The sequence below is a fragment of the Brevundimonas sp. P7753 genome (genome assembly GCF_013386595.1).
Taxonomy (GTDB): domain Bacteria; phylum Pseudomonadota; class Alphaproteobacteria; order Caulobacterales; family Caulobacteraceae; genus Brevundimonas; species Brevundimonas bullata.
In genome coordinates, this window is sequence record NZ_JACARP010000091.1 from 1 (window position 1) to 21,533 (window position 21,533).

15 protein-coding genes are annotated in these 21,533 nt (G+C 67.0%); 6 read left to right on the forward strand and 9 right to left on the reverse strand.

Annotated features, from left to right (window positions below; translation table 11 throughout):
* Both HX774_RS15890 and ppsA read right to left on the reverse strand, forming a co-directional pair.
* The coding region (locus tag HX774_RS15890; RefSeq protein ID WP_178828364.1) for a beta-phosphoglucomutase family hydrolase at positions 1–1,631 on the reverse strand (1,631 nt) is incomplete at its 3' end.
* A gap of 406 nt (positions 1,632–2,037) precedes the next feature.
* Complete coding sequence (ppsA, locus tag HX774_RS15895) at positions 2,038–4,449, reverse strand: phosphoenolpyruvate synthase (RefSeq protein WP_178828366.1); 2,412 nt, start codon at positions 4,447–4,449, stop codon at positions 2,038–2,040.
* Positions 4,450–4,873: 424 nt separating this feature from the next.
* Between ppsA and HX774_RS15900 the strand changes: the two genes are divergently transcribed.
* Complete coding sequence (locus HX774_RS15900; RefSeq protein ID WP_178828368.1) at positions 4,874–5,572, forward strand: RNA polymerase sigma factor; 699 nt, start codon at positions 4,874–4,876, stop codon at positions 5,570–5,572.
* Here HX774_RS15900 and HX774_RS15905 read toward each other — a convergent pair.
* Genes HX774_RS15905 through HX774_RS15915 form a run of 3 tightly spaced genes read right to left on the reverse strand, consistent with a single transcriptional unit; the run spans position 5,530 to position 10,777 of the window.
* Positions 5,530–7,047: a thymidine phosphorylase family protein gene (locus HX774_RS15905; protein WP_370523721.1), complete on the reverse strand. Its 1,518-nt coding sequence runs from the start codon at positions 7,045–7,047 to the stop codon at positions 5,530–5,532. The two genes, HX774_RS15900 and HX774_RS15905, sit on opposite strands and share 43 nt — an antisense overlap.
* A 2-nt stretch (positions 7,048–7,049) precedes the next feature.
* Positions 7,050–8,408: an MBL fold metallo-hydrolase gene (locus HX774_RS15910; RefSeq protein WP_178828372.1), complete on the reverse strand. Its 1,359-nt coding sequence runs from the start codon at positions 8,406–8,408 to the stop codon at positions 7,050–7,052.
* Positions 8,405–10,777 (reverse strand): xylulose 5-phosphate 3-epimerase, encoded by a 2,373-nt coding sequence (locus HX774_RS15915; protein ID WP_178828374.1) that lies wholly within the window; start codon positions 10,775–10,777, stop codon positions 8,405–8,407. The genes HX774_RS15910 and HX774_RS15915 overlap by 4 nt, the downstream gene beginning before the upstream one ends.
* Positions 10,778–11,142: 365 nt before the next feature.
* Between HX774_RS15915 and HX774_RS15920 the strand changes: the two genes are divergently transcribed.
* Positions 11,143–12,138, forward strand: coding sequence for a ribose-phosphate pyrophosphokinase (locus HX774_RS15920; protein WP_178828376.1), 996 nt, complete (start codon positions 11,143–11,145; stop codon positions 12,136–12,138).
* Positions 12,139–12,206: 68 nt separating this feature from the next.
* Here the strand turns inward: HX774_RS15920 and HX774_RS20140 are convergent, their stop codons facing one another.
* The 3 genes from HX774_RS20140 to HX774_RS15935 form a co-directional block, all read right to left on the reverse strand.
* Positions 12,207–13,481 carry a copper resistance protein B gene (locus HX774_RS20140; RefSeq protein ID WP_178828378.1) on the reverse strand — a complete coding sequence of 425 codons (1,275 nt, stop codon included), beginning with the start codon at positions 13,479–13,481 and terminating at the stop codon, positions 12,207–12,209.
* Positions 13,478–15,253 carry a copper resistance system multicopper oxidase gene (locus HX774_RS15930; protein WP_207827422.1) on the reverse strand — a complete coding sequence of 592 codons (1,776 nt, stop codon included), beginning with the start codon at positions 15,251–15,253 and terminating at the stop codon, positions 13,478–13,480. The genes HX774_RS20140 and HX774_RS15930 overlap by 4 nt, the downstream gene beginning before the upstream one ends.
* 248 nt (positions 15,254–15,501) lie before the next feature.
* Complete coding sequence (locus HX774_RS15935) at positions 15,502–15,948, reverse strand: DUF305 domain-containing protein (RefSeq protein WP_003164958.1); 447 nt, start codon at positions 15,946–15,948, stop codon at positions 15,502–15,504.
* 154 nt (positions 15,949–16,102) lie between these two features.
* On the opposite strand from HX774_RS15935, the gene HX774_RS15940 reads away from it, so the two are divergent.
* Both HX774_RS15940 and HX774_RS15945 read left to right on the forward strand, forming a co-directional pair.
* The gene (locus HX774_RS15940) at positions 16,103–16,330 is read left to right on the forward strand and encodes a heavy-metal-associated domain-containing protein (RefSeq protein ID WP_178828380.1); all 228 of its coding nucleotides are present in this window, start codon (positions 16,103–16,105) and stop codon (positions 16,328–16,330) included.
* Between the two features lie 2 nt (positions 16,331–16,332).
* Positions 16,333–16,818: a DUF411 domain-containing protein gene (locus HX774_RS15945; protein WP_178828382.1), complete on the forward strand. Its 486-nt coding sequence runs from the start codon at positions 16,333–16,335 to the stop codon at positions 16,816–16,818.
* A gap of 192 nt (positions 16,819–17,010) precedes the next feature.
* On the opposite strand, the gene HX774_RS15950 is transcribed toward HX774_RS15945, so the two are convergent.
* Positions 17,011–17,295, reverse strand: coding sequence for a hypothetical protein (locus tag HX774_RS15950; RefSeq protein WP_178828384.1), 285 nt, complete (start codon positions 17,293–17,295; stop codon positions 17,011–17,013).
* Between the two features lie 254 nt (positions 17,296–17,549).
* Here HX774_RS15950 and HX774_RS15955 point away from each other — a divergent pair, with 254 nt between their 5' ends.
* Positions 17,550–20,537 (forward strand): TonB-dependent receptor domain-containing protein, encoded by a 2,988-nt coding sequence (locus tag HX774_RS15955; RefSeq protein ID WP_178828386.1) that lies wholly within the window; start codon positions 17,550–17,552, stop codon positions 20,535–20,537.
* Positions 20,538–20,652: 115 nt separating this feature from the next.
* On the forward strand, positions 20,653–21,459 hold the full coding sequence (locus HX774_RS15960) for a DUF4198 domain-containing protein (RefSeq protein ID WP_225910415.1): 807 nt from the start codon (positions 20,653–20,655) through the stop codon (positions 21,457–21,459).
* The last annotated feature ends 74 nt before the right edge of the window (positions 21,460–21,533 follow it).

Consider the following 21,533-nt stretch of genomic DNA (forward strand, 5'->3'; position numbering starts at 1 on the left):
AAGCGCAGCGCGCGCTGCGCGGCCGGGTCACCGTCGATGCCTATGTCGCTCGCCTCCCACCTGACCCTCCAGGCCTCCCGGTGGGCGGTGATCAGGGCCGACAAGCCTGTGTTGATCGCGCGGCCGGCCCGGCTGCGTGCGGCGACCTCCGGCTTATCCTGTTCCCTTGAGGTGCAGACGGCGACCACCCTGTCGAGTCGGTAGGTCTTCCCGAGTGCGAGCTCCAACACCATCGGCGGCCTGGGCGGGCGCCCAGACGCGGCGCTGCGGTCGCCGATCTCGCCGATCGCGCTTGCGGCGGCCAGCGCAATGACGCCGCCGTCGCCAAGTCGGCGCGTCGCCATCTCATCGAGAGGAACGTCCAGGCTTGCGGTCGCGCTGTAGTTCTCGGGCGCCACCGCAACCGACTGGATCAGGAGGCGCCGGTCGGCCTGGGAGGCAAGACGCAGCCCCCGCAGTCGGGTGATCCGACCGGCGGCGTCCTCGTGTCGCCACTCGCGCCAGAGAATCCCCTGCCGCATGTCGAGCATCCGGCGGTGCCTGAGGGTCCTGCCCGTATCCAGTCGGAGAGGCCGGCCCTCGATGGTCATGGAGAGCTTCGCCCAATCCGGCAGGATGGCAAGGCCGGGCGTCGCTCCCGGCTGCGCATCGAAGGCTCCGGCTACGAAAGTGGCGGGCGAGGACATCCCGCTTCCTTCCGCCAGCGACCCCCTGGAACCGAGATGGCCGCTTCCGATCGCGAAGATGGATTCCAGTTCGTGCTCCCGCGTGAGCGTGAAGCCTTCCTCCACGAGCAACCACTCGGGCGCGGCGCTGGGGGCCGCCGGCAGGCCCATGGGTGCGGCCGGCGCCGCCGGGACGATCCGCAGCTCCCCCAGATCCCGCACGACGAGCGAGGCGCCGTGCTGGCGCAGGACGGCGGCCTGCCCGGCTCGATCGACGCCGACGACGAGGCCGTAGCCCGCGGCCCGGATCGCCTCCACGCCGGCGATCGCATCCTCCACCCCGATGGCGCGCTTGGCGTCGACGCCGAGGAGCCGGGCGGCGTACACGAAGGTGTCCGGCGCGGGCTTGCCGTTCAGCCCCTGGCGCTCCGCTTCGACACCGTCGACACATGCGTCGAACAGGTCCGCGAGCCCCGCCGCCTCGATCACGGCCGCGGCGTTCTTGCTGGATGTGACCGCCGCGGTCTTCAGGCCTGCCTCGCGCAGCCTGCGGATGAGTTCGAGGGAGCTTTCGAACACCTCGACGCCGGATCGGCCCAGGGCCTGGCGGAAGAGCTGGTTCTTGCGTGCGCCGAGACCGAAGACCGTTTCACGGTCGGCGCGATCATCCGGCTTGCCCTCCGGCAAGGTTACCCCGCGCGACGCCAGAAAGCTGCGGATCCCTTCATGGCGCGGCTTGCCGTCGACATAGGTGCGGTAGTCGCGCTCCACGTCGAAGGGCCGGAACGCCTCTCCCTTCGTTTCGGCCCGGCGCCGGAGAAAGGCGTCGAACAGCTTGCGCCAGGTGGCCGCGTGAAGTGTGGCGGTCCGGGTGACGACGCCGTCCAGATCGAACATGGCGGCGTCGAACGCGCGCGTGTCGAGGACAAGGCCCTGGTCGACTGTGATACCGTCCGGCTCACTCATGTCGCTGAGTTATCAACCGCAGGACCCGCCCGCGCCGATGGATCAACGTTACGCCGGTCGTGTCGGTTCCCGGTTTCCCTATGCGGGGACCGGCGCCGTTTTCCAGCGGCCTCGCCACTGGCGTCGCAAGAAAAACCAGTCGGCGGTGAACAGGGGTGCGCCATTGACGCCCCCTTGATGGAAGCCTGAAGCTCGCCCCTCGGACCAGTCCAGAAGGTCGATGACGGCCTCGCCGTCGCGGCGCTAAGGCGCTGGCGCGAGCCGCGATGCGCCCCTCCGCGTCCCATGCCTCGACCCCGGGAATCGACAGATCCCTGGCTCAGTCTCGCGCGAAGGACGAGCCGAGGATCAGCCGGCGCGAACGTGCTGGGCTATGGACGTACCCGCCCGCCGTCTCAGCCGGTCGTCAAGGTATGCGGCGGGGAGTCCTGTGTGCGGTCTCCTCAGCCGCCGCTACGGCCGCTTTCACGGCCACGAAGCTGTCTGGATTGACCGAGATCGAGTCAATGCCCCGCTGGACGAGGAACTGGGCGAACTCGGGGTGGTTGCTGGGCGCTTCTCCACAGAGCCCGACCTTCACGCCCGCATCATGCGCCGAGACGATGACCTGATCGATCATCCATTCGACGGCCGGATCCTGCTCGTTGAAGAGCTCCGCGAGCTCACCCGAGTCACGGTCGACGCCCAGCGTCAGCTGGGTGAGATCGTTGCTGCCGATCGAGAAGCCGTCGAACAGTTCGGCGAACTGACGGGCCAGGATGACGTTCGAAGGGATCTCGCACATCACATAGACCTGGAGCCCTTCCTCTCCCCGGACCAAACCGTTCTCGGCCAGCACCTCCAGAACCCGACGCGCCTCATCGACCGTCCGGCAAAATGGGATCATCACGATGACGTTGCGCAGGCCCAGGTCCTCGCGCAGGCGGCGGATCGCCCGGCATTCCAGGGCGAAGCCTTCGCGGTAGCGCGGCGAGTAATAACGAGAGGCGCCGCGGAACCCGAGCATGGGGTTCTCCTCCTTCGGCTCGAAGCGGGCGCCGCCGATCAGATTGGCGTATTCGTTGGTCTTGAAGTCGCTCATGCGGATGATGACCGGCTTCGGGTGGAAGGCCGCGGCGATGCGGGAAAGGCCCCGTGAGAGCCGTTCCACGAAATATTCCGTCCTATCGACATAGCCGGCCGTCAGCGCCTCGATAGCGGCCCGCGCCTCCGGATCCTCGACCGCCTCGAAGCGGACGAGCGCCATCGGGTGGATTTTCACATGGTTGCTCACCACGAACTCCATGCGCGCGAGACCTACCCCATCAGCCGGCAAGCGCCACCAGCGGAAGGCCGCAGCAGGGTTGGCGAGGTTGAGCATGATCTGGGTCGTGGTCTCGGGCGCCGCGCTTGCGTCGAGTGCCCGCGTCTCGAATTGCGCGCGGCCCTCGTAGACGAAGCCCTCGTCGCCCTCAGCACAGGAGACGGTGACCTCCTGCCCCGCCTGGAGGTCCTGAGTGGCCGTCTCCGTCCCGACGATGGCGGGCAGTCCGAGTTCTCGGCTGACGATGGCGGCGTGGGACGTGCGGCCGCCGTGGTCCGTCACGATGGCCGCCGCCCGCTTCATGATCGGCACCCAGTCGGGGTCGGTGGCGGTGGTCACCAGGATCGCCCCGTCAACGAACCGGTCGATGTCGCGGGGGCTGTCGATCCGGCAGACCTGGCCGGCCACCACGGCGTCTCCGATGGCGAGGCCGGTCACCAGCAGGGCGCCCCTGGAGTTGATCCTGAAGCTGCGCAGCGCGCCAGAGCCGAGGCGGGACTGCACGGTTTCGGGCCGCGCCTGGACGATGAAGATCTCGCCGCTCTCGCCGTCCTTCGCCCACTCCATGTCCATCGGGCAGCCGTAGTGGGCCTCGATGGCGACAGCCCAGCGCGACAGCGCGAGCACTTCCGTGTCCGCGAGGACGAAGGCGGACCGCTCGGCAGGCGTGGTGGGGATATTGCGCGTGGGATGCTCCCCGTCTTGCGCATAGATCATCTTCAGCGCCTTGCCGCCGAGGCGCTTCTCCAGGATCGGAACCGTCCCGGGCTGGTCGAGCAACGGCTTGAAGACCTGGTGTTCGTCGGGGTCGACGGCGCCCTGGACGACGTTCTCGCCCAAGCCCCAGGCGCCGTTGATCAGCACGACCTTGTCGAAGCCAGTCTCCGTGTCGATCGAAAACATCACCCCCGCCCCCGCCAGGTCCGAGCGGACCATCTGCTGAACGCCGATTGAAAGGGCGACCCTCAGATGGTCGAAGCCCTTGGTCTGTCGATAGCTGATGGCGCGATCCGTGAAGAGCGAGGCGTAGCACCGTCGGCACGCCTCCAGCAGCGCGGCCTCGCCGCGGATGTTGAGGAAGCTCTCCTGCTGGCCGGCGAAGCTGGCGTCGGGAAGGTCCTCGGCGGTGGCGCTGGAGCGGACCGCGACATCCGCATCAGGCCTGCCGATGCGAGCGCAAAGATCGCGGTAGGCGGCGCGAATGGCCTCGGCGCTCTCTTCCGGCCACGGCGCCGCCAGGAGGGCCGCGCGGAGCCGCGCGCCAGTGTCGGGAAGCGACGTCTTTCCCATGGTCCAATCGCTGATGGCGGCCGCGATCACGGGGCGCAGGCTGCTCGCGTCGAGGAAGCGCCAATAGGCCTCGGCTGTGGTCGCAAAGCCGGGCGGCACGCGCACGCCCCGGCCACCCAGATTGCGGACCATCTCCCCCAGGGAGGCGTTCTTGCCGCCCACCTGGGCGACCGAGGTTCGATCGACGCTCTCGAACCCCAGGATCAGGGGGGCGGGCTTGCTCATGGTGTCAATCTCGACAAGCGGGGCGGCCGCCGAGCGACGACGACGCCGCCGCCGCCGCGGGCGGGCAAGATGATTCGATTGACGCGGAAGCCTCTCGCTCCTTACGCCAACGCGACGATGGCTGCGGTAATGACGCCGAAGACGACGCGTCTTCGAAGTCAATCGGAGAGATCGGTGCGAACCTCCTGGTCCCGAGGCGTCGTTCGTAGCGGGCTTCCGACGGCGCGACGTTTTACTTTTCTGTCGCACAATTGCTGGACCGCGACTGATCGAGATCTGGCGATGCAGATGTCTATACGCATCGCGGCGCTCCATCCCTCAACAAAAGCGGGGTGGAGGGGAATCTTTTTAAATACTTGATTCAGCGCAAATCTTGGCGTTGCCTACCGAATGATCCTCGCTGACTTCACGCAGGGGAACGATCATGAGCTCACAGCGCCTCCTCGCCGCATCGTGTCCGGGGACACCGGCCTCAGCCCTCCGGCTGGTCGCCGCCGCGCCGCCGGCGGCTGAAACTCGCCGGCTCGTCGAGCGCCGTCTGCGCGACGATCGCCCTGCGCATTTGCGCTACCTCGTCAAACGACTGCGCTCGCCCGACGACGCCGAGGACGTCCTGCAGGAATTCGCACTCAAGGTGACGCTGGCGGCTGGCCGGCTCACCGACCCGGGCAAGGTGGACGCCTGGCTCGGGATCGCGCTTCGCAACGCCCTGTTCGATCGTTACCGCCGCAACGCTGCCCGGGCCCGGTTGACTGACGCCCTGGACGCCGAGCCCCGATACGATGAGGCGGACGGACCGGACGATGACATCCAACGCCCGCTGCACTGTCTCGAGCGGGCCCTCGCCGATCTCCCGCCGCAGACCGCTAGCCTGCTGCGCAAGGCGGAACTGGAAGAGACCCCGTTGGCGATGATCGCCGCCGAGATGCGACTGACCACCAACAACGTCGGCGTGCGCGTGCACCGGGGCCGCGCCGCGCTGCGGCGGCGGATGCTGGCGAACTGTCAGAGCTGCCCGGAGCCCTGCGCCCTGTCAGCAGCGGCCACCGCCCGCTCGGCTCTGGCGGGGCCTCTGGAGCTTCAGGCTTCAATCTCGATCAGGTCGGCGTGCGACGCCGCATAGTCGAGGGCGTAATCCAGTTCACCCGGGGTTTCCGCGTGGACGGTGGCCAGAGCGTCGCCGGCCGCCACCTCCGCGCCGAGCCGGACGTGCATCTCCAGGCCGGCGGCCTTCTGCTGAGGCGCGCCAGCCAGCTTGGCCAGGGTCGAAATCTGGCGGTTGTTGACCAGGATCACACGTCCTGATCGCGTCGCCCGGATCACGGCGCGCCGCTCGGAAGTCGGAGGAATCCGCATCCCGCCCTGGGCTTCGCATATCCGCTGAAACTTCGCCCAGGCGCGACCATCGGCGATCACCGCCTCGGCGGCGCGCGCCCCCTGACCCGCAGCGGCCTGGCCGGCCAGTTCGAGCGCCGCGCCTGCCAGGAGGCACGCACGGACCCGCAGGTCTCCGGGGGCCCCGGGCCGATTTTGCAGCACGGCCAGGATGTCATGCGCCTCCAGCGCCGGCCCGATGCCGACGCCCACGGGCTGCGCGCCGTCCGTCTGCAGGCATCGGGCGCTGAGCCCGAAATGGCTCGCAACGGTCGTCAGTCGCGTCGCCAGCTTGTCGGCCGCCTCTTGCGATCGCACCTTGGCGGTCGGCCCGACAGGAATATCCAGCACCACATGTGTCGCTCCTGCCGCGATCTTCTTGGACAACACCGATGCGATGAGCTGCCCCTCCGTATCAACGTCGAGAACCCGTTCGACGCGGATGAAGATGTCATCCACCGGACTCAGCCTGACCGCCCCGCCCCAGGCGACACAGCCGCCTTCCGCCTCGACCACCCGCCGCATGGCCGGCACATCGAGGTCGACCGGGGCCAGGGTCTCCATGGTGTCGGCGGTTCCGGCCGGCGAGGTGATGGCGCGCGACGAGGTCTTTGGCATGACCAGGCCGCTGGCGGCGAGGATGGCCACCACGATCGGCGTGGTCCGGTTGCCCGGCAGGCCGCCGATGCAGTGTTTGTCCATGACGACGTCCGACGGCCAGCGCAGGCGGTCGCCGACGTCCACCATGGCGCGGGTGAGCGCCACGACCTCGGCGTCGTCGAGCGGAAGCACCGAGGTGGCGGTCAGAAAGGCCGCGAGATGGATGGGCGTGTAACGTCCAGCCGCCACATCTTGGATGATCCCCTGGATCGCGCCCTTGTCCAGCCGCGCTCCATAGATCCGGCGGCGAACGCTGGACATGGACTCGATGGCCGGAGCGTGGCGCACCGCGACGGGATCGCCCGGCGCCACCTCCAGAAGTCGCCAGGCCTCTTCAGAGAGCGCCGCCTCGTCGAGGCCGAGGACGTCACCGTCCATCTGGTACAGGGTGGCGTAGACTTCCCGGCCTCCGGCCGAGAGCAGCACCTGGGAGCGGGACGACAGGCCCTCCGAGCGGCAGACGGGGCAGTCACGCCGCATCAGAACGATCAATTCGTGCTGTGCGTGAAGGCCGAAGCGGCGCGCCTTCAGGGATGGAACAGCGGCGTGGGAAGCGTCGGACACGGTCACAGTTCGTGGCGCTCCATCATTTGAGGAATGACGCAGTCCCATCCGAAGCGATCCCGGATGCGAACCCGCAGCGCGTCTGAAGCATGCGGTTCGCCGTGAACGATGAAGGTCTTGCGCGGCGGACGCTTCAGTCCCGACAGCCAGCGCAGAATTTCCTCGGCGTCGGCGTGGGCGGAGAGCATCGGCAGGTTCGCGACCTCGGCATTTATAGGCACCCACTGGCCGTGAATCTTCACCTCCTGGACCCCCTCGACCATCGAACGCCCGCGGGTTCCCGCCGCCTGGAAACCCGAAAACAGGATGGTGTTGCGCCGGTCCGGGCCGAACGCCTTGATGTGGTGGAGCACCCGCCCCCCGGTGGCCATCCCGCTCGCCGACAGGATCACCTTGGACATGGGGCTGGCGGTGATCTCCTTGGACGCCTCCACATCGCGCACATAGGTGGCGACGGCGCAGATGGCGTCGCACACCTCCGCCGGCATGCGGTGGTCTTCCAGGTGCGCGTGCAGAAGGTCGGTGGCGTTGATCGCCATCGGACTGTCCAGGTAGATGGGCGTCAGGCCGATCCGCCCGGCCTGCTTCAGTCGCCAGATGTGGTAAAGGAGCGACTGGGCCCGGCCGACGGCGAAGGCGGGGATGACCACGGTCCCGCCGCGCGCGGTGGTTCGTTCTATGACCTCGCCCAGGGCTTCCGTGGGGTCCCGGGAATCATGGCGCCGATCACCATAGGTCGATTCCACGACCACATAGTCGGCCTCCTCCCCCGGCTCGGGATCGACCATGGTGGCGTCGCCATAACGGCCGAGATCACCGGAGAAGAGTATCTTCGTTCCGTTCCAGGTCACCTCGGCGGTCGCCGCCCCGAGGATGTGCCCCGCGCGGCGAAGGGTCAGTCTGGCTCCGCCCGGCAGCTCTACGGACGTATGGAACGGGGTCGAGACGAAGCGCTCCATCGCGCGTCCGGCGTCCTGCACGCCATAGAGCGGCAAGGCCGGCTTGTGCTTGCCGTAGCCGTAGCGGTTCGTCTGCTCGGCGTCCTTCTCCTGGATATGGCCGCTGTCGCGCAGGATGATCTCCGCCACATCCCGGGTGGCGGCGCTGGCCAGGATGGGCCCGCGGAATCCATCCTTGACCAGTTTCGGCAGGTAGCCGGAGTGGTCCAGGTGGGCGTGGGTCAGGATCACCGCGTCAATGCTGGAGGGCTTGACCGGGAGCGGGGCCCAGTTCTGCTCGCGCAGGGTCTTGAGGCCCTGGAACAGGCCGCAGTCGATCAGGATGCGGCGACCGTCGGCCTCGAGCAGGTGTTTTGATCCGGTGACGGCGCCGGCGCCGCCGAGACTGGTGAGACTGATCACAATGGAGATCCTTCCGGGGGTGAGACTTGCAGGATGCGGGGGTGGGCCTCGCCGCGGACGGCGGCCATCTCCCCTGGCGTCAGCACGCCGGCGGCGTCGCCGAGCAGATCCGCGCAGGCGACCGCGGCGTGGGCCCAGGTGCACCGGTTGGCGAACAGCATGCCGGGCGTGTCCAGGGTTCCCCCGCGACTGAGATAGCCCAGCGCCCGGGTCCGGCGGGGGCCGCCGTCGAGGCGCCGCAACAGGCCGAGCATCGGCTCGGGCCGCGTATGGGTGAGGATGAGGCGCGGCAGGCGCTCGGGGAAGATCTCCTCGAGTTCGGCGGTCGACGCCGTATGCCGCGCCTCGATTTCATCGCGCGGCGCCCGGAACCGTCCGGGCTCCAGCAGGGCCGTGACGCAGGTTCTGCGCCCGGTTCGCTCCAGTCGCGCGGCGGCGGCGATGGCCTCACGGGCCTGATAGGCGCCGATAGCCACGATCTGAATATCGGCCGCAGCGAGATCGCCGTGGATGACCGCGGCGCCACGCGCCCACAGGGCTTCGGCGGCGACGGGGTCGACAAGGCCAGGCACGATCCGCTTCGGAACGACAAGACAGGCGACCTCCCCTCGGCCGCCGTAGACGCCCCTGAGCGCCGCCACGGCGGTGTTGGCGTCGATCGGAAACAGAACCCGGGCGGTGTCGGACATCTCCCCTAGCAGGGCTTCGGCCAGGGTGGGGTCCTGGTGGGACTGTTCATTCTTGCCATTCTCCCAGGTATGGGAAGTGGCCAGGAGCGGCACGCTGAGCCATTGCGGCGGCGCGTCGATCTCCCGCTGTCGCCGCGCGAAGATGATCTCCTGGCGCAGGAGACCCAGCATCTTCACGGCGAAGGCCTCATAGCTGACGATCAGACTGAGGCCGCCCTTGTTGCCCAGGGCCGCGCCTGCCACCGCCTCCTCGTTCAGGGCCGTGATGACCGCGCCGTCCACCGCCTCCGGCAGTCCCGGCTCGGGGCGGTTCACCCGGTGACGCAGCCGTTCGAGGGTCCGTCCCATTCCGTTGCTGCGCAGTTCGTCCGGATTGCCGAGCCGGACCCGCAGCCCCGGATTGGCGTCGATGAACGGCACGAACCATTCGTCGATCGCCTGCATCGGCGACTGCGGTCCAGCCGACCAGGACGGGACCGGACGGGTCGGATCCGCCGGAGCTCGCCGGGCGGCCGGATGGCCGCTCTCGAGGGGACGGCGCTGCAGGTCGTGGGTCGCCAGAGCGCCGAGCGCGGCCTCGAGTTCCCCCGGGGGCACGAAGAGGGCGGCCGCCGCCGCATTGAAGGTGGCGCGCGCCGCCTCGTCCGTGCGCGGATTCCCCTCCAGCGGCAGATTGTGCGCCCGGTTGGTCCCGGCCCCGGGAAACCCGAAACCCTTCACGGTGCGGGCGATCACATATGGCAGGCGTGCGGGATAGAGGCGCTCCCGATCGGCGGTGAAACGCTTCAGTCGCTCCTCCGATTCCAGAATGGCCCAGGCCACGGCGGCCGGGTCGCGGCCGTCGATCGGGATCGGATCGAATCCGTTCAGACGCAGATGGCCATCAAGCCAGCACTCGCCGCCGTCCTGGGCGATCTCGGTGCGTTCCTCGATGCGGCGGCCATTGAGGATCATGATGGGGGTGACGAGGCCGCTGTCCTCCGCTCGCCACCAGCGCGGCGACCAATCAGAGCCCCGCTGTTCCTCGAAGGCGCCGTCGCTCAGAAAGGCGACGAGGCCCTCCCCGCGCAGCGGCATGTGGACATATTCGAGTTCGGCGAAGCCGAGGTAGCCGCCTTCGGAGACCGCACCCGCCGTTTCCGGGCCGGAGTGACTGCCGAGGGGAACCCCCGGGCGGCCATCCGGGCCGATAGCGTAGCTGTAGAAGTCGGACGCCAGCTGGGACAAGCTGGCCTCGGACCGATCGTATCGACCCTTCTGCCCCGGCGAAACGTCCCCGGTCAGGGCGTTGACCGCCTCCACGGCCGCGACGCAGTGGCCCTGGCCCATGATCCAGGAACGCGTTCCCCCGGACAGCGCATTGGCGAGCAGATAGCCGACGAAGGCGGGCGCCATGTTCAGCGAGCCGCCGGTGTGCCCCTCCGGAGACGCCTTGAAGGCCTCGGCCGGCAAGGCGGCGCCCGACAGGTCGACCCTACGGGCGTAGGTCATGTGGGCCACCATCCACATGGCGGCGCTGGCCAGCCGATCGGCCGCGGCCACCAGGCGATACACCGCCTCCTCGTCGGGCCAAGCGCCGCGCCGCACGAGGCGCTCGGCCGCCGCGGCCAGTCGCTCGACGGTCTCCGGGCTTCGCACAAACGCTCCGTAGCCGCCCCGCCATGTTTCCGCCCAGCGCATCGAATCCTCGCCTTCCGCAAGCGTTCCGGTCCTGATCCGGTCGCGCGTATGACGCCACTCGCCCGGAAAGCTTACGGCCCGGCCGATGATCGCGTCGGCTTGCCTGCGATCTGCCGGAGCGACATAGTGATTACCCCGCCCAACAAAAACGGATGATGAGATGTGCCTGTAGGCGCGAGCGTCACCTTACCTGATCCGGGCGATCTACCGGAAGTCGGCCGCGATGCGGGCGTCCTGCTGAGGCAGAAGCGAGGGCGTTTCATGCGATCCGCAGCTCCGCTCGGCCGCACCATCCGCGATGGTCGTCTTCCAGGGGGCGAATTCCACAAACGAGCAACAACCTTCGAACGACAGGGAAACACGGCATGCGACTGATAATTCCGCTACCCGGCAACGAAGTATTCGCGCGCCAGCTAGCCGAAGCCGGCGGGTGGGAGATGGGCGAGATCGAGACCCGGCGCTTTCCCGACGGCGAGAGCTATGTCCGCATCCTTTCCGACGTCGCGGACAAGATGGTCTGCCTCGTCTGCACGCTCGCGCGGCCCGATGACGGTTTCCTCCGCCTCGTCTTCGCCGCGGACGCCGCCCGCGCGCTCGGCGCGCGCGAAGTGACGCTGATCGCGCCCTACCTTTCCTATATGCGCCAGGACCGACGCTTCCAGGCTGGCGAGGCCATATCCTCCAAGACATTCGCGCGGCTTGTTTCCTCGACCTTCGATCGCCTCGTGACAGTCGATCCGCACCTGCACAGGTATCCAGCGCTGTCCGCGCTCTACACGATCGCCGCTCAGACGCTGCACGCCGCGCCTCTCCTTGCAGACTGGATCGCCGCAGAGGTCGGTGAGCCCTTGATCATCGGGCCAGACGAGGAGAGCGAGCAGTGGGTGTCTGAGATCGCCAGGCGCATCGGTGCCCCTTATGCGGTGCTGCGCAAGGTTCGGCACGGCGACCGCAACGTCGATGTCGAGGTTCCTGACCTCTCGCAATGGAGGGCCCGATATCCGGTCCTCGTCGACGATATCGCCTCGTCAGGGCACACCCTGATTGAAGCCGCTCGAAAACTGCCGCTTCAGGGCTTCCCGCGACCGGTCTGCGCGGTTGTCCACGGCGTGTTCGCTGAGGATTCCCATGAGCAACTGAAGGGGCTCACCGACCGGATCGTCTCAAGCGATTCCATTCCACACGACAGCAACGCCATAGGGCTTGCGCCGCTGATCGCTGCGGCGATCGCCGCTGAAGGCGCTCAGGAGGGCATCATTCGGCGCCGTCGCCCACCCGAACCCCTTGATGAAGTGGAGCGGGCGGGCGTCGACTCATTTCCGGCCAGCGACCCGCCGCCCTGGACGGGCGGCGTCGACTGACGGTCGTTCATCGGAGGCGGCGTCGCGCCGACGACGATCCTGGAGCCGCCGTCGGCTTTTCGGTGCGATCAGAACCAGGCCTTGATCCCGACGACCAGGCGGAAATCTTCGGGATCCTCGCCGCGCGCCTTGGCGTAATCGGCGGTGTCGCCCAGCGACCGGCTCCACTCGACCCCGACGTAGGGCGCGAACTCCTTGCGGATTTCGTAGCGCAGGCGAAGACCCGCCGTGACGGACGTCAGGCCCGAACCGATCTCCAGCTCGGGGATGTCGCTGGCCGAAAGGGCCACTTCGACCGCCGGCTGCAGGATCCACTTCTGGGTGATGCGCTGGTCGTATTCGGCCTCCACGCGGGCGGTCAGATCGCCCTCGGTCGACAGGAAGGCGGCGGCCCCCATCTCGAACCAGTAGGGGGCCACGCCCTGGACGCCGACGGTAAGGTGGGTGGTGTCCTCGCCGTCGGGGCGGAAGTCCTGACGCACGCCCGCCTGAACGTCCCAGAAGGGGGCGACGGCGCGGCTGTAGAGGGCCTGGACCTCGGCCTCGTGCAACCGGCCGCCGAACTCGCCCTCGCCCTCGGTCTTCCACCAGAAGCGGTTGATGTCGCCGCCGGTCCAGCCCTGGGCGTTCCAGCTGTAGGTTTCCTCGCCGTCGCCGAAGCTGGCCTCGATGGAGTCGATCAACACGGCGGTCGAGCGGATGTCGCCGTTCTCGACCAGCAGTTGCTTGCGCGACGCCGCCATGACGACCGGGTCGAACAACAGGTCCGCCGCATGGGCGGGCGCGGCGCGAGCCGCAGCCGGCGGCGGCGTCTCGACCATCCGCCCCCCGACAGCGTCCACGCTGGTCGGGATGTTGGGCGCGCCGCCCGCCATGGCCGACATGTCGTGCCCGGCGTGGGGGTCTGCTGCCGGCGGAACCGCGCTCATGTCGTGGCCCGCATGAGGATCGGAGACGCCGGGCTGAGCCGGAGATGTCTGCATGGCGCTCATGTCGTGACCCGCATGAGGATCGGCAGCGGGCGCCGTGGCCGGAGCCGTCTGCATCCCGCTCATATCATGGCCAGCGTGCGGGTCGGCTGCAGCCGCCGGGGCGGAGCTCATGTCGTGACCCGCATGAGGGTCGGCGGCGGGCGCCTGAGCCGAGGCCGGCGGCGTGGCGCGTCTGGGGGCGGCGGCACGCGGCTTGGGCTTGGACGCAGGAGTCGGGCGAGCTTGCGGCGGACGGGCGGGTGCAGCTTGGGCGCCGTGGCCCGCATGTCCCCCATGGCTCTGGGCGACGGCGGCGCCGGCGGCCAGCATCAGGGGCAGGACCGCGACAGCGGCGAACAGGGCGCGGCTCATCGGGCGGCTCCTTCCAGCGGACGAACCGTGACGACGTTGAACATCCCTGCATGCATGTGCATCAGCAGGTGACAGTGGAAGGCCCAGTCGCCCGGCGCATTGGCGGTCAGGTCGAAGGTGACCTTGCCCCCCGGCGCCACATTGACCGTGTGCTTCAGCGGCTGATAGCCGTCGTGACCGTTGACCAGCTCGAAGAAGTGGCCGTGCAGGTGGATCGGGTGGGCCATCATGGTGTCGTTGACCAGGGTGACGCGGACCCGCTCGTTCAGCTCGAAGCGGATCGGCTCGACCAGCTCCGAGAACTTGCGCCCGTCAAAGCCCCACATGAACCGTTCCATATTGCCGGTCAGATGGATTTCCATCGAACGCGACGGCGCGCGGGTGTCCGTATTCGGCGTCAGCGAGCGCAGGTCGGTATAGACCAGCACCCGGTGATCGACGTCCTGAAGGCCTTGCGGCCGCTCGCCCAGACGGTTGGCGGGCGCGGGCGCGATGGCGTCCACCCCGACGCCGACCGCCATGTCGGCGGGAGCGTTGTTGGGGTCGCGCATGCTCATGGCGCCGTGGTCCATCGGCGCGGCGGCTGCGGCCCCGGCGGCAGCGCCCCCCGCGGCTCCGTGCGCCGAATGATCCATCCCGGCCATCGAGCCGTGATCCATGCCCCCCATGCCCATATCGGCCATGGTCAGGTTCGGCACCTTGCGCAGCGGCGGCACCTCGGCCGTCATGCCCAGACGCGGGGCCAGGGTCGCACGGCCCATGCCCGAACGGTCGATGGCTTCGGACACGATGGTGTAGGCCCGGTCCTCGGTCGGGCGAACGATGACGTCATAGGTCTCGGCGACCGAGATCTGGAATTCGTCCACCTCGACCGGGCGGACGTGCTCGCCGTCGGCCTGCACCACGGTCATGGCCAGACCCGGAATGCGGACGTTGAAGATCGACATGGCCGAGGCGTTGATGACGCGCAGGCGCACCCGCTCGCCGGGCCGGAACAGGCCGGTCCAGTTCTCTTCGGGTCCGTGGCCGTTGACCAGATAGGTATAGGTCGTGCCGTTGACGTCGAGGATGTCGCGCGGGTCCATGCGCATCCCGCCCCACATCCGGCGCTCGGCCAGACTCATGCCGTCCGATCCGTCCAGCAGGCCCGCCAGGGTGGTCTTCTGCATGTTGAAGTAGCCGGGGCTCTTCTTCAGCTTGGCCAGGATTTCGTGCGGATGCATGAAGCTCCAGTCCGACAGGACCAGAACATGCTCGCGGTCATAGCCGACCGGATCGACGCCCGCCGGGTCGATGACGATGGGGCCGTAGTGGCCCATGGCCTCCTGCAGGCCCGAATGGCTGTGATACCAGTATGTGCCCGACTGCTTCAGCGGGAACTCATAGACAAAGGTCTCGCGCGGCTTGATGCCGGGGAAGCTGACGCCCGGCACGCCGTCCATCTGGAAGGGCAGCAACAGGCCGTGCCAGTGGATCGAGGTGTCCTCGTCCAGGGTATTGGTCACCGACAGGCGCACGTTCTGGCCCTCACGCATCCGCAGCAGGGGCGCAGGCAGCAGGCCGTTGATCATGAAGGCGTGGCCCGTGCGCCCGCCGACGGTGAAGCTGGCGTCTCCAACGGTCAGGTCGATGTTGGGTCCCGTCAGCGTCGGCAGATCGGCGCGCAGTCCCGGGGAACCCGTCTGGGCCCAGGCCGGCATCAGGCCGGAGAGGCCCAGTAGTCCGCCGCTAACGGCTGCGCCCCGCAACAGGGACCTGCGATCGAGAGCCATGCTCGACATATGATGGATCATCCTTCCTTGAACGCACTTCACGACCGACGACTTCGGCGTGAGCTTCACAGGGTATTACGCACCCGCACGCTCCATCCCTTGCGACAGGTCGCCACACAAGCGCTTGCGAAGTTCGCTTCAGAAGAATTCAAGGGGGTCATATGACGCCGGAGCACCCAGGCCCCAAACCCTTGCGGCGGCCCGCGTCAGGAGCGTCGCTGTCCCTTCTCGACGACGAACGCAGCCGCCTAGAGGCGCTTCAGGATCGCCTGCATCTGAGCGATCTCATCGTCCTGGGCCCGGATGATCCGATCGCACAGGGCGATAATCTCCGGATCGCGGATCGAGGCCTGCTCGCACATCAGAATCGCGCCGGAATGATGCGGGATCATGGACCGGAGGAACTCCTTGTCGCCCACCCCCGCCTGGGTCCGCATGCCGACAAAGGCGAGGACGAACACCGCCGCGGCGCCGCCGACGATCGCCAGATTCAGCTTTCGCGAGGGGTACATGGACCGCATGAACCAGAGCATGAGGATCGCCATGGGGGTGACCATCATGAGCGTCATGTAGACGTTGTTGAGGTTGAGGTAGAAATGATCCAGCGTGGCGATCATTGTATACATGACTAGATACATGACGATGAAATCGAGAACCAGCTCGATCCCGAACGACCGGTATTGACCCTTGTTCACGTCGCGTCTCCTACGTCCAGATTCGATTTCCCTGCACACGCAGCGCGTCAGGTCCCCCAGCTAACCCATACTAAAAATCATGGTTCCAGCCGTTGACCTTCCCATAAGGGTAAGGATTAGAACCGGCAGGCGTTCATTTTTGAAAGGTTCGCCCATGTCCGCCCATGTTCCCGGGACTTCCGATCTACAGGTGCTCCACATTCCCAAGATACGCTGCGGCGGCTGCGCCGCCGGCGTCGAGAAGGCCATCCACGCCGTGGACGCCTCCGCCGCCGTCAAGGCCGACATCGAGGCCCGCCGCGTCGAGGTGACGACTGCCGCCGACCGTCAAACCCTGCTGACCGCGCTGGACGCCGCCGGCTATCCGGCCGAGGCCGCCTGACCATGAACAAGCTCAAGCTTTCCGCCCTCGCCGCCGGCGTCGCCATCCTCGGCGGCGCGGGCTTCCTGCTGAACGGCCTGCCGACCGTGGCCCATGCCTCGGACATGACCGTCTACAAGAGCGATTCCTGCGGCTGCTGCGGCGGCTGGGTCGAGCATATGCGCAAGGCCGGCTATACGATCCGCGTCGTCCCCACTGACGACCTGGCGCCGGTGAAAGCCCGCCTGGGCGTGCCGGAAGCCCTCTGGAGCTGCCATACGGCCGTCGTCGACGGCAAGGTGATCGAGGGCCACGTCCCCGCCGCCGCCGTCAACGCCTTCCTGAAATCGCCCGGTGCCTCGCGCGGCATCGGCGTCGGCGGCATGCCGACCGGCTCGCCCGGCATGGAAGCCCCCGGCTACGCCCCCGAACGCTATGACGTCATGCGCTTCGACGCGGGCCAGCCCGCCCGCTTCATGACCTTCGAAGGCGCGACGCCCGTCCGCTAGCCCCCCTGCTCCGCTATGACAGATGGCCCCGCCGGCTAGCCGGCGGGGCCTTTTCGTATCTCCCATCGCGGACCAGACCATCGCCTGCGGCGCCCTCTCCAGGGGGAGCCTTTAGGGTTAGATGCAATTGAGCCATCGACCTCGACCAGGTGAAAGACGCGCTTGATCGCCCGCTCAACCGGAATGTCCGGCCTACTCAGGCCGGATCGCAGTCACTTCGGGTTCGCGACCGCGCACAGTCCCATCAAACTGGATGCCCTCGCCGACCTCGCGGATTTCGCCTTCGCCCGGCATCGTTTCGGTTGGTCGCGTGGAGCCAGAACGCGCCATAGGTAGATCTTCGTGGTCGGCGACGACCAGTAGGACGAAGCCCGAGCAGTAACAGCCGTCCAGGTCGTGGCCCCAGTCGCTTCGCGCATATGACCCGTAAAGAAGGACCTTGAGGATTCTACCCTTCTCCAGGGCTCTGCGCGGCATGTTGAAATCGCATCGTCGAACGTCTCCCGGATCACCTCGACCAGCACCTCCAGCAAGCATTCGGGCCGGAAACCGTCACGCGAAAGGGCGCGGCCACTTGCGTTCCAGCACTCGAGGGAACCACGGCTTTCGCACGGGCAGATCTCGCGCGGCCTGTAAAAAAATCGTGTCGGCGCCGAGGGGGGAGCTCGCCGCGCTGCGTAAGTCGAAATAGGGGGCCGCATTTCGGCCAAAAAATTAGCGGGAAAAAGCCTTTGGCCAACATCTCTTTCAGAAGCCAGCTCGTCACGTCTTCAGTCCTTTCGGGCCTGGTGATCGCCGCCGCCACATTGCCGGCCTTGCCTGCCGCCGCCCAGATCCAAACTCCGGCCGCTCCTCAATCGTCAGACGCTGCCGTTGAAATAGACACAATCGTCGTCACCGGCTCTCGTATCGCGCGCCAAGACTACAGCGCCAACAGCCCGATCGTGACCATGACCCAGGAAGACTTTAAGGCGACGGGGTCGGTCAATATCGAAAGTCTGATCAACGATCTTCCGCAGTTCACCGCTCTGGGCAACGCCGCGTCGAACAGTCCGAACCTGGCCGGCCAGGCGAACGTCCAGCTCCGCGGACTGGGCTCGACCCGCACCTTGGTGCTGCTGAATGGCCGCCGCATAGTTCCGTCCAACGCTTCGTCCGTCGTCGATCTCAATCTGCTGCCGACGCCGCTCATCTCCAGTATCGAGACGATTACTGGCGGCGCCTCTTCGACCTATGGATCGGACGCCGTCGGCGGCGTGCTCAACTTCCTGCTCGATGGAAACTTCGAAGGCCTGCAGTTCGACGCCCAGTATGGATCCTCGGACCGGGGCGACGCCTCGACCGAAGCGGTCAGCCTGACCCTGGGCGGCGACATCGCCGATGGCCGCGGACATGCGGTGTTGTCGGCCAGCTATTCAAACCGCGCCTCCGTCCTCAACGCCAGTCGCGCCTTTTCGCTGATCGGGGGCTTTGCCGGCACGTCGCCCTTAGGCTCGACCGTGTTCGACGCCACCAACCTGCCGACGGCCGCCGCTGTCAACGCCGCCGTCCCCGGCGCCGCCCGGGGCGACACTTTCGGCTTCAACAACAATGGGACCCTGTTCACCTATCGGGGCGCGCGCGACTACGTCAGCCCAGGCGGCGTCGATTACGAAGGCTTCCGCACGCCCGGTCCGCTCCAGCAGACGGACTTCGCCTACAGCACCGTCGACCGCAATTACATGATCATCCCGCAGAAGCGGTACAATGTGTATGCGGCGGCGGACTACGAGATCAACTCTGCGGTGGAGCTATACGCCGACTTCCTGTTCTCCCAGTACGAAGCCGGCAATCAGTTGGCCTCCAACCCGGCCACCGGACCGACCACCGGGTTCCGCATTCCATCGACCAACCCGTTCATTCCCGCCGAGCTGCGCAGCGTCCTGGACTCCCGCCCGAACCCGGCCGGAAGCTTCCGCCTCGACAAGCGCTTCAACGAACTCGGCCCGCGACGCCAGTCCGAGGACTACAACGTCTATCAGATCAACACGGGCATACGCGGTGACCTCGTCGGCCTCCGCGACTGGACCTACGACGCCTATGTTTCCTATGGCCGAGTGAACAACGGCACCGTCTACACCGGCTACCTCGCTCGCTCGGCGCTGCAGCGGCTCCTGGACGCCCCCGACGGCGGGGCGTCGATCTGCGCCGGCGGTTTCAATCCCTTCGGCGTCAACCCAATGAGCGCGGCCTGCATCGCCTATGTCGGCCGGGTGGCCAAAAATGTGACCACGAACGACCAGAGCGTCGCTGAACTGAACCTGCAAGGCGGCCTGTTCACCCTGCCCGCCGGCGAGGTCCGCGCGGCCGTCGGCGCAGCCTACCGCGAGCAGAACTACAACTTTTCGCCCGATAACCTGCTGCTCAGCACATTCACCCTCAACGGCGTCACCGGGCCTGAGCTGGCCGGCAACTCCGGCCAGCCGCTATCGGGGTCGGATCAAGTGTCGGAGCTCTACGGCGAGGTCCTGATCCCGTTGCTTAGCAATCTGCCGTTTGTGCGCAGTCTGGAGACAAATCTCGGCTACCGCGTCTCGGACTACGAAACGATCGGAAGGGTCGGATCCTACAAGGCCGATCTCAGCTGGGAAGCGCTCAACGGGCTACGCTTCCGCGGCGGCGTTCAGCGCGCGGTCCGCGCGCCCTCTATCGGCGAGCTGTTCGCAGCGCAGAATCTGAGCTTCCCGTCGATCGGGGTGCCGGTTTCCTCGACCGGCGCGCGCCAGTTCTCCGGGGATCCCTGCGATATTCGCGGCGCGTATCGCACGCCGGGCGCGGCAAACGCCAATGCGGTGCGAACCCTGTGCCTGGCGCAGAATGTCCCGACTCAGGTGATCGATTCCTACACCTTCTCCAACTCTCAGGTCTCTGGGGTCACCGGGGGCAACCCGATGCTGGAGGAGGAGACCGCAGATTCCTTCACCGTGGGCGCCACCTGGCAGTCGCCGTTTGCGGCCCCGTGGCTCAGCCGGGTGTCCGGATCTATCGACTACTACGATATCACGATCGAGAAGGTGGTCGGCACGGTATCGACGACTGAACAACTGCGTCGCTGCTACAATCAGGACGGCGCGTCCAATCCGACCTACGATCCGAACAACATCTTCTGCCGCATGTTCAGCCGAGATCCGAACTCGGGACAGATCACCAATACCTTCGAGACCAACGCCAACCTCGGCACGCTGGAGACCAAGGGCATCGACTTCCAAGTCGATTGGCGAATCGACCTGGTCGATCTCGGCGCGCCGGATTGGGGAAGCCTGGCCCTGAACGTCACCGGCACGAAGCTCCTGAAATGGGAGCGGCAGGACATTCCGGGCGGCGCCTTCACGGATCGCAAAGGCACGATCTCAAACAGCTTCGGCCTGACCCTACCCGAGTGGAAGGTCCTTTCCACGCTGAACTGGAGTCAGGACCCGTGGAACGTCGGCCTGCGGTGGCGCTACCAAGGATCAGTCGAGAATTTCAACAACCGAAGCCAGGTTGTCGACGCCATCCACTACATCGACCTCAATGCCGGTTTCAAAGTGAACGAGGTCGTCTCGCTGCGGGCTGGCGTCAACAATCTGACAGACGAACAACCACCGGTCTATGCACCCGCGATCGCCGCCAACACCGATCCCTCGAGCTACGACCTGATCGGTCGCCGATATTACCTCGGACTGACCGCGCGCTTCTAGGTCCGCTGAAGGCGCCCCCTCGCCGCTGCAAGGCTAAGGGGGCGCCAGGACACTCAAACGATATCGGCCGGCGCAGACACCGGCGAAACAACAGATCAAGAGAAGAATACACGACATGAGAACGAATCTGATGGTGGCTATGGTCTCGGGCCTGAGCCTGTTCGCCGGGGCGGCCGCCGCCCACGACTTCTTCCTGGCGCCGGAGCGTTTCGTCGGGCCGATGGGACACCCGCTCATTGTCCACGCAACCTCGTCGTCGGACTTCCCTGCCCTCAACGTGGGTTCGCCCCGCAGCCGCGTCGCCGAGGTCCGGGCGGTGGTCGATGGTCGTCCGGCGGCCGTAACCGTCGGGGCCCAAGCCAAGTCCCTGCGCCTGGCGGTGTCCAGTGACGCCCAGGGGATGGCGACCGTGACGCTTCTGACGATCTGGGGCGAATCCACCTGGCGGCCTGACCAGGTCGACACCTATCTGGAGGAGCACCCCTTCAAGGCCGAGGATGTAGCGACAGTGCGCCGACTGCTGCCTGAAGGCGCGCCGCTTGAAGTGAGATCGCGCCGGCTGGCCAAGACGCTCGTCTGCTTCCAGACCTGCACCCCGACGGCGGGGGGAGCGACGGGGCTAGAGGTCGAGTTTCTCCCCGAGTTCGTGGCTGGCCAGAATAGTCCTGCGACCTTCCAACTGGTCAGAAATGGGCATCCAATACCGGCGCAACCCGTCACGATCAGGTTTGGACAGGACGAAAGGCGCGCGGTTCAAACCGACGCAGAGGGCCGGCTACGGATTCCGGACGGCGTAACCGGTCCTGTCATGTTGGTCGCCGCGACGCTGGATGCACCGACGGAGAGGGGTGGACGCTTCGTCACCAACAACGCGTCTTTGACCTTCGAGGCTGCAGTGGGTCGTGACGAAAGCGGCCGTTGACCCTGCGCCTTCAAAAGGGCCGAGCGCGAGTCAAAGATGGCGAAAACTGAAACCGTCCCGCGCCAAATATCTCG

Bases quoted from the DNA above. Each gene is read 5' to 3' on its own strand.
- HX774_RS15940 (WP_178828380.1), top strand. From the start codon at position 16,103: ATGTCCGCCCATGTTCCCGGGACTTCCGATCTACAGGTGCTCCACATT.
- HX774_RS20140 (WP_178828378.1), bottom strand. From the start codon at position 13,481: ATGAGCCGCGCCCTGTTCGCCGCTGTCGCGGTCCTGCCCCTGATGCTG.
- HX774_RS15930 (WP_207827422.1), bottom strand. From the start codon at position 15,253: ATGGCTCTCGATCGCAGGTCCCTGTTGCGGGGCGCAGCCGTTAGCGGC.
- HX774_RS15915 (WP_178828374.1), bottom strand. From the start codon at position 10,777: ATGCGCTGGGCGGAAACATGGCGGGGCGGCTACGGAGCGTTTGTGCGA.
- HX774_RS15960 (WP_225910415.1), top strand. From the start codon at position 20,653: ATGAGAACGAATCTGATGGTGGCTATGGTCTCGGGCCTGAGCCTGTTC.
- HX774_RS15950 (WP_178828384.1), bottom strand. From the start codon at position 17,295: ATGCCGCGCAGAGCCCTGGAGAAGGGTAGAATCCTCAAGGTCCTTCTT.
- HX774_RS15945 (WP_178828382.1), top strand. From the start codon at position 16,333: ATGAACAAGCTCAAGCTTTCCGCCCTCGCCGCCGGCGTCGCCATCCTC.
- ppsA (WP_178828366.1), bottom strand. From the start codon at position 4,449: ATGAGCAAGCCCGCCCCCCTGATCCTGGGGTTCGAGAGCGTCGATCGA.
- HX774_RS15920 (WP_178828376.1), top strand. From the start codon at position 11,143: ATGCGACTGATAATTCCGCTACCCGGCAACGAAGTATTCGCGCGCCAG.
- HX774_RS15900 (WP_178828368.1), top strand. From the start codon at position 4,874: ATGAGCTCACAGCGCCTCCTCGCCGCATCGTGTCCGGGGACACCGGCC.